This is a genomic window from Conexibacter woesei DSM 14684, assembly GCF_000025265.1.
GTDB lineage: Bacteria > Actinomycetota > Thermoleophilia > Solirubrobacterales > Solirubrobacteraceae > Conexibacter > Conexibacter woesei.
In genome coordinates this window covers 539,730-555,039 of sequence record NC_013739.1, presented here as the reverse complement: position 1 = coordinate 555,039, position 15,310 = coordinate 539,730, and the positions used below count along the sequence as shown (strand labels likewise).

General features: G+C 72.5%; 14 protein-coding genes. 6 read left to right on the top strand and 8 right to left on the bottom strand.

The window, feature by feature from the left end; genetic code table 11:
* Positions 1 to 9 precede the first annotated feature (9 nt).
* Genes CWOE_RS02660 through CWOE_RS02635 form a run of 6 tightly spaced genes read right to left on the bottom strand, consistent with a single transcriptional unit; the run spans position 10 to position 7,335 of the window.
* Positions 10 to 1,548 carry a PucR family transcriptional regulator gene (locus CWOE_RS02660; RefSeq protein WP_012932019.1) on the bottom strand — a complete coding sequence of 513 codons (1,539 nt, stop codon included), beginning with the start codon at positions 1,546 to 1,548 and terminating at the stop codon, positions 10 to 12.
* The gene (locus tag CWOE_RS02655; RefSeq protein ID WP_012932018.1) at positions 1,541 to 3,016 is read right to left on the bottom strand and encodes an amidase family protein; all 1,476 of its coding nucleotides are present in this window, start codon (positions 3,014 to 3,016) and stop codon (positions 1,541 to 1,543) included. The genes CWOE_RS02660 and CWOE_RS02655 overlap by 8 nt, the downstream gene beginning before the upstream one ends.
* Entirely contained in the window at positions 3,013 to 4,116 is a 1,104-nt protein-coding gene (locus CWOE_RS33250; RefSeq protein WP_160165466.1) for an NAD(P)H-dependent amine dehydrogenase family protein, read from the bottom strand. Before CWOE_RS33250 ends, CWOE_RS02655 begins: the two co-directional genes overlap by 4 nt.
* 44 nt (positions 4,117 to 4,160) lie before the next feature.
* Complete coding sequence (locus CWOE_RS02645; RefSeq protein ID WP_012932016.1) at positions 4,161 to 5,099, bottom strand: ABC transporter permease; 939 nt, start codon at positions 5,097 to 5,099, stop codon at positions 4,161 to 4,163.
* The gene (locus tag CWOE_RS02640; protein ID WP_012932015.1) at positions 5,096 to 6,232 is read right to left on the bottom strand and encodes an ABC transporter permease; all 1,137 of its coding nucleotides are present in this window, start codon (positions 6,230 to 6,232) and stop codon (positions 5,096 to 5,098) included. The genes CWOE_RS02645 and CWOE_RS02640 overlap by 4 nt, the downstream gene beginning before the upstream one ends.
* Positions 6,229 to 7,335 (bottom strand): BMP family ABC transporter substrate-binding protein, encoded by a 1,107-nt coding sequence (locus tag CWOE_RS02635; RefSeq protein WP_041730030.1) that lies wholly within the window; start codon positions 7,333 to 7,335, stop codon positions 6,229 to 6,231. The genes CWOE_RS02640 and CWOE_RS02635 overlap by 4 nt, the downstream gene beginning before the upstream one ends.
* A gap of 198 nt (positions 7,336 to 7,533) precedes the next feature.
* Here CWOE_RS02635 and CWOE_RS02630 point away from each other — a divergent pair, with 198 nt between their 5' ends.
* From CWOE_RS02630 to CWOE_RS33765, 4 genes are read left to right on the top strand one after another with little or no spacing between them, the layout of a single operon-like run.
* The gene (locus CWOE_RS02630) at positions 7,534 to 8,730 is read left to right on the top strand and encodes a M24 family metallopeptidase (protein WP_012932013.1); all 1,197 of its coding nucleotides are present in this window, start codon (positions 7,534 to 7,536) and stop codon (positions 8,728 to 8,730) included.
* A 52-nt stretch (positions 8,731 to 8,782) separates the two neighbouring features.
* Positions 8,783 to 9,544, top strand: coding sequence for a hypothetical protein (locus tag CWOE_RS02625; RefSeq protein ID WP_012932012.1), 762 nt, complete (start codon positions 8,783 to 8,785; stop codon positions 9,542 to 9,544).
* Positions 9,538 to 9,906 carry a response regulator transcription factor gene (locus CWOE_RS02620; protein WP_012932011.1) on the top strand — a complete coding sequence of 123 codons (369 nt, stop codon included), beginning with the start codon at positions 9,538 to 9,540 and terminating at the stop codon, positions 9,904 to 9,906. The genes CWOE_RS02625 and CWOE_RS02620 overlap by 7 nt, the downstream gene beginning before the upstream one ends.
* 30 nt (positions 9,907 to 9,936) lie before the next feature.
* A complete protein-coding gene (locus CWOE_RS33765; protein ID WP_201447127.1) occupies positions 9,937 to 11,187 on the top strand; it encodes a hypothetical protein in 1,251 nt (416 codons plus the stop codon).
* A gap of 32 nt (positions 11,188 to 11,219) precedes the next feature.
* Here CWOE_RS33765 and CWOE_RS02610 read toward each other — a convergent pair whose 3' ends face one another.
* On the bottom strand, positions 11,220 to 12,848 hold the full coding sequence (locus CWOE_RS02610; RefSeq protein ID WP_012932009.1) for a trypsin-like serine protease: 1,629 nt from the start codon (positions 12,846 to 12,848) through the stop codon (positions 11,220 to 11,222).
* Positions 12,849 to 12,979: 131 nt separating this feature from the next.
* Between CWOE_RS02610 and CWOE_RS02605 the strand changes: the two genes are divergently transcribed.
* Together CWOE_RS02605 and CWOE_RS02600 are read left to right on the top strand one after the other, a co-directional pair.
* Positions 12,980 to 13,660, top strand: coding sequence for a response regulator transcription factor (locus tag CWOE_RS02605; RefSeq protein ID WP_012932008.1), 681 nt, complete (start codon positions 12,980 to 12,982; stop codon positions 13,658 to 13,660).
* Complete coding sequence (locus CWOE_RS02600) at positions 13,650 to 14,786, top strand: sensor histidine kinase (RefSeq protein WP_012932007.1); 1,137 nt, start codon at positions 13,650 to 13,652, stop codon at positions 14,784 to 14,786. The genes CWOE_RS02605 and CWOE_RS02600 overlap by 11 nt, the downstream gene beginning before the upstream one ends.
* A 1-nt stretch (position 14,787) precedes the next feature.
* Here CWOE_RS02600 and CWOE_RS02595 read toward each other — a convergent pair whose 3' ends face one another.
* Entirely contained in the window at positions 14,788 to 15,252 is a 465-nt protein-coding gene (locus tag CWOE_RS02595) for an MEKHLA domain-containing protein (RefSeq protein ID WP_012932006.1), read from the bottom strand.
* Between the last annotated feature and the right edge of the window lie 58 nt (positions 15,253 to 15,310).

Sequence of the window (15,310 nt, the reverse complement as noted above, 5' to 3'; positions counted from 1 at the left end):
CACGCGACCTCAGGTGCCGGAGCGCGACCCTTCGCCGGCCGCCCGCCGGGGGGATGCCTCGGACGCCTTCAGCGCCAGGTAGAGCACGCACAGGTCGTCCATCTCGTTGAGATTGCGCCCGGTGATCGCCTCGATCCGCTTGAGGCGGTAGGCGAGCGTGTGCTTGTGCACGAACAGCACGTCGGAGGCGACGCTCAGGCGGCGCTCCTGCTCGAAGTAGACGCGCAGCGACTCCAGCAGCGAGCCGTTGTGCTCACGGTCGTAGTCCCGCAGCGGCCGCAGCACCTCGTCGCTCAGCGCCCGCAGCACGACCGGGTCACTCGGGAGCCACTCCAGCGGCGAGTCCGCGGCGGAGTACTGGAGCACCGAGCCGGCCGCGCGGGGCTTGCGGAGCGCGCGCTCGAGCGCCTGGTCGGCCTCGGCGCGGGCGAGCACCCAGGGTGAGCCGGGCGCGAACGACGAGCTCGACCCGCCCACCAGGTCGAGGTCGCCGATGATGCCGAGGAGCGTCTCGCGGGCGTCCTCCATCACGAGGTAGGCGTCGTGCGCCTCGCTGAGCAGCAGGTGGGGAATCCCCAGGTCGCAGGCGCGGTGGTCGGCCTCGTCGATCGCCTCGTGCGCGCCGCGCAGCTTCACCATCGCGAGCGGACCGGTCTCCAGTCCCCGCTGCCGCAGCTGGTCGCCGACCTCCTCGAGCGGGAGCGAGCCGGCGAGCAGCCGCCCGAGCAGCTCGGCGCCGCGACGCCGGTCGAGCTCGCGCTCGCGGTAGAGGTTGGACGCGAGCAGCGCCGCGATCGTCGCGATGTGGCGTACGGCGACCAGCCCGGCCTGCTCGCGGTCGGGCTGCTCGAGCGCGAGCACGAAGCCGGCGGTGCGGGCGTCGAGCGGGATCGGGACGATGCACCAGCCGGGGAGCGAGCGGCTGCGGCGGTCGGGATCCTCGCGGAACAGCGCCAGTGACTCGACGACCGCCGCGGGCGGCTCCTCCCCTATGCCGGGGAGCAGCGGGTGGCCCTGGGGCGTGGTGATGAACAGGCGGTAGCCGCTGATGTTCTCCAAGCGCTCGACGAGCCCCGGGATGTTGGCCGGCTCGAATCCGCGGCCGAGCGTGTCGAACAGCCGGATGTGCGTCGCCATCCGCCGCTGCGCGCGGTCCTGGTTGTGGTCGGCGACGAGCCGGGTGATCGAGAGGAACGAGATCGAGTTCGGTATCCGCAGCAGCGGGAAGTCGAGCTCGTCGGCGAGCGCGATCGCCTCGCGCCTCAGGGTCGGTGCCCGGACGCCGATCGCGAGACCCGCGGTGCGTTTTGAGGCCAGGCCTGAGATGAAGGCCATCTGGCCTTTCGCGTCGGGCGGGATCGCGAGCCCGTTGACGAGCAGCAGCTCACCGCCGTCGAGCCAGATCCACGGCTCCTCCAGATCGGACACGTGGGTCCACTCGACGACGCGGTCGAGTCCGCTCTCGCCGGCGATCAGCTCGAACTTGAGATGCGCGGTATCGAGCAGATCGCGTACGCGGATTCCACCGCGGCTGTGCAGATCAGGCATTGCGTCCCTCCATGCGACCGTGGTCGGGCGGCGCCGGACTCCAGCCTAGCGTCTGCTCGATGGAGCTCGCGATCGCGAGCAGCCGCTCGTCCTCGTCGCGCCTGCCGACGAGCATCGCGCCGAGCGGCAGACCGGCGACCTCGCACAGCGGGAGGCTGATCGCCGGGTGCCCCGAGACGTTGAACTGCGCGGTGTTCGCCATCGGAGCCCATCCGCGCAGGACGACGTCCTCGAGCGAGCCGCCCGCCGAGTGCGGCTGCGCGGTCGTCGGCGTCGCCGGCAGGAGCAGGGCGTCGACGTCGCGCAGCGCCCGGTCGTAGTCCTCGGCGATCCCGGCGCAGCGGCGGCGGGCGTGCGCGTAGTGCTCGCCGCGGAAGCGCTCCTCCAGTACGGCACCCATCAGCGCCGCGGTCTTCACGTGCGGGGAGAGCCGCGCCGCCCGCGCGCCGATGCCGGCTTCGAGGGCGCTCGCCAGCGTGGGCCAGGAGCGGGACTGCCAGCCGGGCGCGTTGCCGCCACCGGACAGGAGCGCCCGCATGCCCTCGACCGACAGCGCCGCCTCGACCTCGGCGGTCTGCAGGTGCACGGGGACGGACACGTGCTCGACCCGTGCTCCGGCCTGCTGCAGCCGTGCGACGAGCTGCTCGATCGCCGCGACGACCGCGGGCTCGACGCCGAGCCCGGGGCTCAGGCTCTCGCGCAGGAGGCCGAGCCGCACGTCACCGACGGGCGTCGACACGGCCGCGGGTCGCGGTCCCGCCGTCGCCGCGAGGACGCGGGACACGGTGCTGAGGTCGCGTCCGAGGATCCCGACGTGATCGAGCAGCCGATCGGTCCCGACGATGCCGTCGTAGGGGATCAGGCCGCGCGTCGGCTTGAGGCCGACGACGCCGCACCACGAGGCCGGCACCCGCGCCGAGCCGCCTTGGTCGGTCCCGATCGCGGCGTCCACGCCGCCGAGGAAGAGGCTCGCGGCGGCGCCGCCCGATGACCCGCCGGCCAAGCGCGCCGGGTCGAACGGGTTCAGCGTCGGCCCGTAGACGCTCGTCGACCCGTCGGCGCTGGCCGCGAGGTCGTCCATGTTCGTGATCGCGACGATCGTCCCGCCCGCGCGCAGGATGCGCTCCGTGACGGCGCTGTCGCGCTCCGGCACGTAGCCTTGGAGAAGGGCCGAGCCACATGTCAGCGGGACGCCCGCCACCGAGACGGAGTCCTTGACGGAGAGCCGCACGCCGCTGAGCGCACCGTCCGCGCTCGGGGCCGCCTCGCACCAGCGCACGACGGCGTTGTACGGATCGCCTGCCGGCGCGGCGGCCGTCGTGCGGCGCACGGGCGGGGTGGGCGTGGCGTCGTACCGCAGGGGCGACAGCAGCTCGCCGAGCAGGTCCACGAGCTGCGCGGCGTCGTCCTCGGCGAGCCCGAGCCCCAACCGCGCGGCCAGCCGCGCCACGTCCACCGGCGCCGTCACGCCTGCCCGGCGAGCGAGGCCAGGTGGTTCTCGGCGCGCAGCGGGCCCCTGTCGATCACGTCGCCGCCCCGCGCCGCGAGGCGCCGGACCGGGAAGTCGACCACCGACAGCAGCCCCGGCTCGCCGGACCGCACCGAGGGGAGCAGGTTCACGACCGTCGACGGCGTCGTCGCGAACGGGCCCCACGAGGGCTCGACGCGCAGCGACACCGACTGGTCGGTCGCCGTGATCTCGTACGTGTCGCCGTGCCCGACCTTGTCGCCGGCGTCGTGGAACCCGAAGTACATCGCGATGTCGATCACCTTCTCGTCGCCGATCCGCGCCCATGCGCAGTGCTCGATCACCGCCACTGTTCCCGGTCTGACCGTCACGAACGCGCCGTGTCGCTCCTCGGCCGCGAGCACCGCCGGGCGCACGCCGGCCTCATGGGTCTCGTCGAGCGCCCAGCCGAGGACGTCGGCGAGGCAGTGCATCGACTGCGTGAAGCCGACGTGGCCCACGAGCGTGGCCGGGTCGATCGCGCCGAACTCCTCGAGCGTGCAGCCGAGCCCGAAGCGCATCAGCCGCTCGGCCCGGTGGGGACGCATGTCGAGGGACCGGTGGATCGTCACCTTCTCGACACGCTCGAGGCCGAGCGTGCAGACGAGCGGAAGCACGTCCATCAGGAAGCCCGGGTTGCTGCCGCACCCGAGGATCGAGACGCCGTTCTCGCGTGCCACCGCGTCGAGCCGCTCGCTCATCGCGGGGAACTGCCGCCAGGGATAGACGGCCTCCTCGCAGATCGTGATCGCGTCCAGCCCGAGCGACGCGAGCTGCTCCAGGACGGGGGCCACGTCCGACAGCCGCGACGTCGTGGCCACGAGCGCGATGTCGGCGTCACGGATGCTCTCCAGCGAATCCGACACCTCCAGGTCGAGCCCGGTCTCGCGGCCGATCACGTCGTCGAGCCGCCGCCCGGCCTTCGCCGGGTCGGCGTCGACGGCGCCGACGAGCTGCGTGTCGCGCCGGCGCAGGAGGCGCTCGACGTGCAGCTGCCCCAGCTTGCCGAGCCCGACCACGGCGACGCGGTGGACGCTGCCGTCGGCGGGAGGATCGCTCAACTGTTCCATTGGGTGAATTGCCTTTCTTGGTGACGAAGAGTGCCCTATGAGGCGCCCCGGAAGAAGGGTCTGCCGAGCGCCGAGGGCCATGGCGGGCTGGACGTGGTGCGGGCACGGATCCCCGCCGCCAGGAGCAGGACGAGCAACGTGCCGGCGAACGGGAGCGCCGAGAAGACCTGGGACGGGACGTCCCAGCCGAGCGCCTGGCCGACGTTGCCGAGCGTGCCGAGCCCGCCGAAGAGGAGCGCGCCGACGAGCAGCAGCGACGGCCGCCAACCAGCGAAGATCACGATCGCGAACGCGGTCCATCCCTGCCCGCCGCTGATGTTGCTGATCCACGTCCCGACCACGCCGACGGACAGGAACGCGCCGCCCACGCCCGCCAGCGCGCCGCCGACGAGCGCGTAGAGCACGCGCATGCGCGTGACGTCGACGCCGAGCGCGTCGGCGACCTCGGGATCCTCGCCCGTCGCGCGCAGGTTCAGGCCGTGTTGGGAGCGCTTGAGCATCAGGCCGACGAGCAGCGGCAGGCCGAACGCGAGGTAGACCATCACCGGCTGGTTGAAGAGCGCGGGTCCGATCACCGGGAGGCTCGCGGCGCCCGGCACGTCGATCACGGGGACGCTCACCCCGGCGGATTGCTGGACGTAGTCGACGCCGAGCGCACCGGTGAGTCCGAGCGCGCCGAAGACGAGCCCGAGGCCGGCGATCACGAGCTCGCCGCCGAGGACGATGCTGACGACGGCGAAGACCGCCGCGGCAAGCGCTCCGACGGCCGCGCCCGCGCACATCGCCGCGACGAAGCTGCCCGTCTCGTAGCCGGCGACGAAGCCCGCGAGGGCGCCGAGCAGCATGATCCCCTCGATGCCGATGTTGTAGATGCCGGACTTCTCGGCGAGCAGCTCGCCGGTCGCGGCCAGCAGGATCGGCGTCGCGGTGATGAACGCCGTCTGCAGCGAGCTCTCCAGCAGGGTGTCGGTCATGATGTCTCCTGTGTCACCGCGGCGTCCGCGCGGCCGGCCGAGCGTGCTGGAACGCGCACGAGCTGGAAGCGCGCGAGCCCGTCGCCGAGCGCGCCCAGCAGCAGGATCAGGCCGAACGTCGCGAACAGCAGGTCCGACGAGACGCCGAACACGAGCAGCGCGTTGGTCGCGACGCCCATCGCCGCCAGCAGCAGCGCCAGCAGCAGGACGCCCGCCTCCCGGCCCGCGGCCAGGACGGCGATCACGAACGCGCTGTAGCCGTAGTTGTTGGTGAGGGAGCTGCCGTAGCGGTGCGTCACGTTCACGAGCTCCATCGCGCCGGCGAGACCGGCGATCGCGCCGCCGATCAGCATCATCTGCACGATCCGGCGGTTGACCGGCATGCCGGCGTATCTCGCGGCTTCGGGGTTGGAGCCGACGATCTCGACCTCGTAGGCGAAGCGCGACTTCTTGCTCCAGACCCACAGGCCGAGCGCGAGGGCGATGGCGCCGAGCAGGGTGATCGGCACGCTGATCTGGCCGAGCGTGACGTACCCGACCATCACCTGCGCCGGGATCGGCTCCGACTTGATGCCCCCGGCGGAGAGGTTCTCGCCCCACGGCTTCGTCGCCCAGTAGGTCATCCAGAAGACGGCGACGAAGTTCAGCATCAGCGTCGAGGCGATCTCGCTGACACCCAGCCGCGTGCGCGCCAGCGCGGGCACGAGGATCCACAGCGCGCCGACGACCGCGCCGGCGACGAACATCGCCGGGAGCAGTGCCCAGCCCGGCCATGACGAGAGCACGAACGCGATGCCCGTCGCGGCCCACGCGCCCATCAGCAGCTGCCCGTCGCCGCCCACGTTCCACAGCCCGAGCCGGTACGGCAGCGCGACGGCCAGCCCCAGGAGCAGGAACGGCAGCATCTGGAGCAGGATCGCGTCGAGGCCGATCGTGCTGCCGAACGTCCCGTTCCACAGCGTCAGGAAGTAGTCGTTCGGGGCGCCGTCGACGGCGAATGCGCCGGCGACGATGACGAGGACCAGGCCGATCAGCACGGCGCCGAGCCGGAAACGCTGGACGTTCCCGGGCTCGGAGCGGCGCTGCAGCTGCCACCGGCGCCCGCCGGCCGGCTGGACTGACACGGGCGTCATCCGCCGATCATGCCGTTCAGCCGCCAGTCCCAACCGGAGACGAGGAAGTCCTCGGTGAGCTGCTCACCCGCCGGGACCCGCTGCTTGCCCTGGTTGTCGGTCATCGGGCCCTTGAACGGATCGAGCTTGCCGCTCTCCAGGTCGCGCGCGATCTGGTCGGCCTTCTTGCGCACGTCCTGCGGGACGCTGTTGCCCCATCTCGACAGGTTCGCGCCGTCGCCGAATCTGATCACGTGGACGTCTCCGCCCTCGAATCTCCCGTCGTGCACGGCCGCGACCTGGTCGACGAACCACTGGTCGTACTCCGGGTCACCGCCCCACACGGCCGTCCCGATCATCGCCTCCGGACACGCTCTGGCGTAGTCGTAGTACTGCCCCACCGCGCGGAGGCCCCGCTTCTGCGCGACCTGGCACGGGGTGGAGTCGTTGACCCATCCGGTCAGCACGTCGGCGCCGGCGTTGGCAAGCGTGTTCGCCGCCTGCGTCGAAGCCGACGGGTCGTAGTAGGAATTGATCGTGACCGTCCGCATCTTGCAGTCAGGGTTGGTCGCCTGACAGCCGAGCAGGAACGAATTCATGTACGAGTTGGTGAGCGGGATGGTGAGGGGGTTGACGGCACCGACGACGTCGGCTCTCGTCATCAGACCGGCCGCTGCGCCGAGCACGTACTCCTGCTTCCACCACTCCTGGTAGAAGCCGACCATGTTGTCCGTCAGCTCGCCCTGCGGCAGCGGGATCAGGCACGTCACCGCTCTCTGTCTGCGACAGACGTCGTCGAGCGCCTCGCCGTAGCCGCCGGTGTCGACGATCACGTCGGTGCCGGTGGCGACGAGCTGCGAGGCGACCTTCCCCACCTGGTCGGTGTACGGGACGTTGTCGGCGTTTGTCACCTCGACCTTGTCGCCGAGTCTCTTCTTGATCGCCTCGCCGGTCTCGAAGTAGCCCTGGTTGTAACCGTCGTCGTGCATCGGTCCCGCGTACAGGAAGCTGACCTTCGTCACGTCATCGTCAGACCCGGCGCTTCTGCTGCTGCCGCACGCGGCGACGCCCAGCGCGGCGCACAACGCCACGGCAACGCCCGCGAGCCTGAGGACGGTGCTCATTCGCCCACCCATCGTCTCTCTCCTCTGTCGTGAGGCGCCGTCCGCGCACTCGCGGTCGGCATGGGCCGATTGTGGACTCACCGTGAGTGATGCGCACTTGTCTCTGCGACCAAAAGCAACGCGAGATTTGGGTGCCGGTCGGTGTCCCTCCCAGGTCGGCGCCCGCAGATAATCTCGCGACGAACCGATGGGAGGCACATGGCGGCACCAGGCATCAGCAGGGACGAGTTCGAGGCGCGGCAGCGCCGCGTCGCCGAGGCCGCGCGGGACCGCGGATACTCGGCGATCGTCGTGTGGTCCGCCGGCCTGCCGACCGCGTGGTACGGGGACGTGTTCTACCTCGCCAACCACCACGCGATGGTGTGCCAGCTGCCGCGCTCGGGCGCGCTGCACTCGTCGAGCTTCTGCGCGCTGATCGTGCCCGCCGACGGCGAGCCCGTGCTGCTGACCACGACGCTCGCCGACACCGACGAGCGGATCGCCGTCGCGGACGCGCGGGCCGCGACGCACCTGCCGCAGGAGGTCGCGAGAGTGCTCGCGGAGAAGGGCCTCGCCAGCGGGCGGATCGGCCTCGTCGCGCACGAGACGATGCTGGCGAGCTCCTACCACGCGCTCGTCGCGAACCTGGACAGGGGCGCCGTGCTGGAGCCGTGCGACGAGGTGCTCGAGACGATGCGGGCGATCAAGAGCCCGGCGGAGCTGGCGCTGATGCGCGACGCCGCCGGGGTCGGGATCGAGTGGGTCGCGACGACGATGAACGCGATCCGGGAAGGGCGGACCGAGGGCGAGATCGTCGGCGAGGGGCTGCGCTATCTCAGCGCCGCGGGCGGCGAACCGTACGACGTCATCATCTCCTCAGGGCCGAACGCGGAGCAGATCTGGGGAAGCTCCGGCATCCCGCACTGGAACAGCGACCGCGCGCTGGTGCGCGGCGACATGGTCCACGTCGACCTCTGGGGCCCGGCGCGGGACGGCTACTACACCGACTTCGGTCGATCGACCGTCGTCGGGCGCAAGCCGACCGGCGAGCAGCTGGAGGTCCTGGAGGGCTCGATCGACCTGATCGAGTCGATCGTCGCGGAGATCCGGCCCGGCGTGACCTTCGGCGACCTGCACGAGCGCGGCCTGCGCTGGCTCGTCGAGAACGGCTTCCGCGCCGCCGACGCCGAGGGCGGCGGCGGCCACTCCGACGTCTATCCCTCGTTCGGCCACGGCCTCGGTCTCGGCGTCGAGTACCCGCAGCTGATCGCAGACGATCCCACGGTCGTCGAGCCGAACATGGTGATCGCGGTCGAGACGATGCTCGGCGGCGCGTTCTTCGAGCACAACGTGGTCGTCACGGAGACCGGTCACGAGGTCTTGACGGCGGCCTCCCCGTCGCGCTGGTGGGATTAGCTGGGCGCAGGCCTTCCGCGGGCGGCGGGCGCGGGCACTAGATTTCCGTCTTGTGTCGAGCCGCGCCCGCCAGTCCGCCGCACGGCGGCTGATCGACCTGGTCGGAAACGCGTACGCGTTCGACGGCCTGGACGAGTTCCGCGCCGGCATCCTGCCGCTGCTGCGCGAGGCGGTGCCGGCGAACCGCGTCTCCTACAACGAGTTCGGCGATCCGCCCGATCAGACGTGGTGGATCAGCGAACCGTTCGTCGACATCGAGCCGGCGGCGGCCGAGCGCTTCCGCGCGCTCGCGCACGAGAACCCGATCCTCGCCTACACCCGCCGCACCGGCGACGGGCGGCCGCGCCGCATATCGGACTTCCTCAGCCGTGAGGAATATCACCAGCTCGCGCTCTACCGCGAGTTCTACCGCGAGGTCGGCTGCGAGACCCAGGTCGCGTTCACGCTGCCCTCGCGCCCGCCGGTCGTCGTCGGGATGGCGCTCGTGCGCGACGCCGAGGACTTCAGCGACGCCGAGTGCGCGCTGCTGGGCGCGGCGCGCCCGCACCTGATCCAGGCCTACCGCGCGGCGGAGCTGTCGAGCGTGCGCACGGCCGCGCTCGTCGCGCTCGAGGCCGGGCTCGACGCCGTCACCGCGCCGCTGATCCTCGCCGACGGGCACGGTCGCGTGGCGATGGCGACGCCGGCCGCGCGCGAGCTGCTGCGCACGCGCCTCGACGAGCAGCGGCCGAGGGGCGGCTGCCGCAGGCGCTGCGCGAGGCGCTCGCGCAGCGGCGCGCGCACGGCACGCCCGCCGCCGAGCCGCTCGTGCTGACGCTCGGCGAGGGCGAGCCGGTGACGGTGCGCGTGCTGCCGGAGGCCGGCGGCGAGGGGATGACGCTGCTCGTCTTCGAGGACGGGCTCGGCGGGCTCGGCCGCCCCGCGCTGGAGGGACTCGGCCTGACGCCGCGCGAGGCGGAGGCGCTGCGCTGGATCGCGCTCGGGCGGCGCGGCCCGGACGCCGCGCGGCTGATGGGGATCTCGCCGCGGACGGTCGAGAAGCACCTCCAGAACGTCTACGCGAAGCTCGGGGTGCGGACCGCCTCGGAGGCGGCCGCGACCGCGTGGGCCGCCGTCGGCGTGCGGCGGCCGGCGATACGTGGGTCCCACGTAGACGGCGCCGAGCCGCTCTCGTGAGCGCGACGGCGGCTGAGTATGGTCGGCGCGATGCCGACCCGCCGACGCCGCCTGTGCGCACTCCCCACGGCGCTCGCGGCCGCGCTCGCGCTGCTGCCGGCGGGCGTCGCGCTGGCTGAGCCGGCCGTGCTCGCGACGAACGGCAGCGGCCTGCAGGCGCCGGCGAACCTCGTGCTGCCCGGCGGCGCGAACCAGTGCGCGGCGCGCCCGTACATCGGCCTCAGCGCGGGCTCCATACAGTTCATCCCGACCGGCCAGACGACGTGCATGTGGTGGTCGTCGCAGTACGGCCCGACGGGACAGGTCGTCGCGAACACGTACGTGCCGCGCGGCGCGGGCGCGGTCACGAGAGTGCGCGTGCGCAGCGGCGCCGCGCCCGCGCAGCTGCAGTTCGCGGTGCTCGGGTCGGGCGGCGGACTGTGCTGCACGACGAAGCAGGTCTCGCCGCCCGTGCAGCCGCTCCCGGACCAGGTCAGCGAGTTCGCGGTCAACCTGCCCGCCGGCTCAGGCGTCGGCGACGTGTCCGGCTCGCAGTACAACGACATCCTCGCGATCGCCGCGGTCGGTCCCGGCTCGCTGCCGGTCAACGACCGCGGCGCGCACGGGTTCCTGTTCGGCTCGCCGGCCAACCAGGCGCAGGCGGCGTTCCTGCACCCGGCGCTTGCGCTCAGCGCGTCGAACACCGACGTCGGGATCATGGACGGCTACGAGGTCCTGCTGCAATACGACTGGTGCGGCGTGCCGATGACCGGCAGCAACCTCCGCCCGGTCGCACCCGCCGACCCGACGACCGCATGCCTGCCGGGGGCCGGCGGCGGCACCGGCGGTGGTGGCGGGGCCGGCGGCGGCGCGGGCGGCGGTGGCACGGGTGGCGGTGGCGGCACGGGCGGCGGCGGTGGGACTCCGCCGCAGACGCCGAGACCCGCGCCCAGACCGCTCCCGGCCCCCGCGCCGCTCGGCGCCCTCTCGCGCACCGCGCCCGTTCGCGACGGCGTCGCCGGGCTGCGCCTGCGCTGCCTGCTGAGAGCGACCTGCTCCGGCAGCCTGCGACTGCTGCCACGCGACGCCGGCGGCGCCGGCGGCGCCGGCAGAAGACGCCGCGCGGTCGTCTACGGCGGCGCCCGCTTCCGCATCGCCGCGGGCCGCAGCGCGACGGTCGGCGTCCGCCTCGCACCGGCGGGCCGCAGAGCGCTGCGCCGCAGCAGACGCGGCCTGCCCGCCACGGTCGAGGTCACCGCCGGCGGCCGCCGCACGACGCTGAGCGTCACGCTCACGCGCTGACCGGCGACGGCGCCGAGCGGCGCTCGATCGCGTCAGTCCGTCGAGACCCTCTCGGCCGGCTTCGTGAGCTGACAGCCGGGGTTCGAGAGGTCGAGGCGCGATCCGGGGACGATGCACGTCGCGAGCCCGGCGGTCTGCTGGGCGTAGCCGCGCCGCTTGACCGCCGTCGTCTTCCCGCTCGGATCGACCTCGCAGGGGTTGTCGACGCTGCACCGTCGCCTGTCTCCGACGTTGTGGGTGTTGTGGATCGCGACGACGTCGCCGGTGCGAGCGTCCAGGAGCGGCGATCCGGAGGTGCCCGGCTCGGGCTCGCACGAGGCGCTGCGCCCGTAGCGGATCGCGTCCCGTTGCTCGTAGCCGCCCTCGCGCAGCGTCGGGACGATCGCATCCACCCGGCAGGAGAACGTCGTCTGGTAGGTGCCCGACAGCAGCGACAGGCGATCTCCGGCCGCGGGACCGCGCTCCGACAGCGACAGCACCCGCACTCCGGACTCGGCGAGCTGCGCGTAGGTGCTGGCGAGTCGGTACACGGCGACGTCGGTGCCCGTCATCGTGGCGTACAGCAGCCGGGTGGTGGACGTGCGCACGATCGCGTTTCCGGCGGCCCCGTTGATCGTCACGATGCTCTGGACCTTTCGCGCGCCGAGTGCCTTCCCTCGCGGAGGGCGACGTTCGGCGCAGTGGCCGTTGGTCAACAGCAGCGCGTGGTCCGCCGGCTGGCTCGACTGGACGCGTATCACCGCCGCGGAGCAGCGATCGACGACGGCGGTGCCGGCGAGGCCGGGTCCTTCGACCGGTCGATCGCGGGGAATCGTCCGCTGTCCGGAGGTGTAGGAGCGAATCCACTTCAGCTGCGCGCTGATGTCGGTGTACACCGCCGGCCCAGGACGACCGGTGTAGTTGCCCCCGTTGACCGTGCCGGCCAGGACGACGCCCCTGCCCGGCTGCTCGGCAAGCACCGGACCGCCGGAGTCCATGTTCTCCGGGGCGGGCCGGCCGCGCTCCCCACCGACACAGAGCCCCGACTCCTGCGGCTCGAGTCCGCAGGTCCTCCCCGGCCACACGCTCGTCCGTGCCTCGCGCAGCGCGCGCGGGTAGCTGGCGGCGTTCGCGAAGTCGCCCCACCCGCCCTTGGCGCCGGTGTATCCCCAGCCGAGGATCAGCGCCTGCGTGCCGGGCTCCGGCCGCCGGGTGGCGAGCGGTGCCGGCGTCGCGCCGACCGGCCGCGCCAGCCGCAGCAGCGCGAGGTCCGCCGCCGAAGAGAGTCTCCGGGACTTCCGCACGAACTGCTCCACCGTGACGAGCCGGCCTCCCGACGAGGCGTTCAGCGACCCGAGGCGAAGGCGCCACCCGACCGGACTCCCCGTCAGCGCGGCACGGACCGTGCCCTTCCCCGAGATGTTGCCCTTGCCGTCCACCCAGTTCGTGCAGTGACCGGCCGTGATCGCCCAGCGCGGAGCGATCAACGTCGCACCGCACACGTGCCGATCGTCTCGCGGCGACTCGAGCCGCTGGAACGACGCGTTGTACCCCTCGGTCGCCTGCGCCGGGACGCCCGCGACGATCGCGTCCGCGGACGGAGGCTCGACCGCGAACGACATCGCTCCCATCGACATCAGCACGCCGGCGAGGACCCGCCTTGCATCGGTTCGAGTTTTCATCGGCGCACCGTAGGAAGCGCGATGTTGCGTGACCGTCAGCTCGCTCGCCGCCTTCGCGGATTTCCAGACATTTCCGCAACATCGGCCCTGCCTACACTGAGCGCCGTGTTGAACGCTGTCCGGAGCATGTCGTGCGGGTGCTGATCGTCGAGGACGAGCGCTTCCTGGCGGAGGCGCTCCAGACGGCGCTGCGACGTGAGGCGATAGCGGCCGACATCGCGCTCGACGGCGACGAGGCGCTGCGGCGGATCCGCGTCACCGACTACGACACGGTCGTGCTGGACCGCGACGTCCCCGGCACGCACGGAGACGAGATCGCCGCGATCCTGGCTCGCGAGCATCCCGCGGTGCGGATCCTGATGCTGACCGCGGCGGCGCGGCTGTCGGACAAGGTCGGCGGCTTCGAGCTCGGCGCGGACGACTACCTGACCAAGCCGTTCGCGTTGGAGGAGCTGATCGTGCGGCTGCGGTCGCTGGCGCGTCGTCCGCCCGCGATCGCGCCGCCGGTGATGGAGTTCGCCGACCTCCAGGTCGACCCGTTCCGTCGCGAGGCCTACCGCGCCGGCCGCTACCTGAAGCTGACGCGCAAGCAGTTCGCGGTGCTCGACCTGCTGATCCGCGCGGACGGCGGGGTGGTGAGCGCGGAGACGATGCTGGCGAAGGTGTGGGACGAGAACGCCGACCCGTTCAGCAGCGCCCCGCGGGTCACGATGTCGACCCTCCGCAGAGCGCTCGGCCCGCCGGACCTGATCGTCACGGTGACCGGGGTCGGCTACCGCCTCGGTCTGCCGGAGGACGACGATGGTGGCTGAGGCCGCGCCGCAGGTCCGCCGCCGCCGGCAGATGAGCGCGCGGCTGCGTCTGACGCTGAGCTACGCCGCGTTCCTCGTCCTCGCCGGCGCGGGCTCGCTGATCGGGATCTACGTGGTGCTGCGCTACGTCCCCAACTATGCGGGGGTGACCGGCACCCCGCGGGAGATCGCGGGCGCGATCGGATCGCAGCGCGAGATCCTGAAGGCGGTCGTCAGAGCGTCCGCCGTGATCATCGGAGCGCTGGCCGTCGTCGGGCTCGGCGGGGGCTGGCTGCTCGCGGGGTGGATCCTGCGACCGCTGCGGGACATCAACGACGCCGCGCGAATCGCGGCGACCGGGCGGCTGGACCACCGGATCCGCCTGGCGGGCCGAGCGGACGAGTTCGGACAGCTCGCCGACAGCTTCGACCACATGCTCGACCGCCTGCACGACGCGTTCATGACGCAGGAGCGGTTCGCCGCCAACGCCTCCCACGAGCTGCGCACGCCGCTCACCGTCACCGCCACGATGCTCGACGTCGCGCAAAGCGACCCCGAGCAGCGCTACGACCCGGAACTGCTCGAACGCCTGCAGATCACCAACGCCCGCGCGATCGGACTGACCGAGGCGCTGCTGCGCCTCGCCGACGCCAACGCCGTGACGGCCGTCTCGGAGCCCGTCGACCTGGCGGCGATCGCCCGCGCCGCGCTGAAGGATCAGCACGACGAGGCCGACCGCCGTCAGGTCGTGCTGCGCGCGGAGCTGAACGCCGCGCCGACCGTCGGCGACGCCACGCTGCTCACGCAGCTCGTGACGAACCTCCTCCAGAACGCGACCCGACACAACCATCCCGCCGGCGAGGCGCGCATCACGACGCACACCGACACTGCGGCCTCCAGCGTGGTCATGCAGGTGCAGAACACCGGACCCGTCTACACCACAGCGACCGCCGCCCGCCTGGTCGAGCCGTTCCTGCGCGGCGCGGGCCGCACCGCAGGCGTGGACGGGGAACGCGGCTACGGACTCGGGCTGGCACTGGTCGCGCAGATCGCGGCCGTGCACGACGGGACGCTGACGATCGTGCCGCGCGACGGCGGCGGCCTCGTCGTCACCGCGGCCTTCCCGTGCCGGTTCGAGGCCGGCTAGCTCAGCCAGGGCCGGACCGGAACGTCGCGGCCTGACCGACGCGACGGCCGTTGTCGTCCAGCACGGTCCAGATCCGGCCGTCGTGGATCCGGAAGCTGCGCCCCGTGGTCGAGACGCGCACGCCGCTGTAGCCGCGCAGCAGCCCGGCCTCCTCCGCGCGGGCCAGCGCGGCGCGGCGCTCGTCGCGAGCGGCGGGCTCGACGGTCCGGCTCGTCGCGAAGGCCGGCGCGTCCGCGAGGCCCAGCTCGAACGCCGCGAGCGCTGCGGCGTTGGCGTAGATGCACATCGGATCGGGCCGCGTGTCGTGCGCCAGGACCGCGAACGGCGCGTCGAACAGCGCCCGGGCCCGGAGGGCGTCGTCGTCGTCGCTCGCGAGCGCGAGCAGATCCTCCCCCGCCCACTGCCGGTAGCTGTGCAGCAGCCAGCGCGCACGCATCCGCAGCTCGTCCTCGGTCCACGGCGGCATCGGTCAAAGATACGAGACTCGTGCCGACGACGTCGCTCGTCAAAGATCGTCAAGTGAG